Source organism: Klebsiella sp. K47 (genome assembly GCF_051858335.1).
Classification (GTDB): domain Bacteria; phylum Pseudomonadota; class Gammaproteobacteria; order Enterobacterales; family Enterobacteriaceae; genus Klebsiella; species Klebsiella pneumoniae.
Genome location: NZ_JBPYUI010000606.1, coordinates 1 through 209 on the forward strand (window position 1 = coordinate 1; position 209 = coordinate 209).

The 209-nt window shown below is 59.3% G+C and carries 1 protein-coding gene; it reads left to right on the top strand.

Features of this window, described 5'->3' with window-relative positions; translation table 11 throughout:
* A partial coding sequence (locus RRF55_RS29410; protein WP_439419514.1) for a GIY-YIG nuclease family protein occupies positions 1-209 on the top strand: 209 nt, incomplete at both ends.

The window sequence follows — 209 nt, forward strand, 5'->3', positions numbered from 1 at the left end:
TGTGACTGACGATCGTGGGCGGACCGAGGATAGCCTTTCTGAGTGGCTGAAGCGCGAGATCGTGATCGGCTATAAACAAAGCGCCTACGTGCGCGACTATGAGGCTGACATTCTCAGTTGGACCGCCAGTCCGTTGAATATCGCGCGGCGCGTCGCCACTCCCTCGGCTACCGCACTGAAGGCGTTGCGTGAACGACTTCGGAACGAGG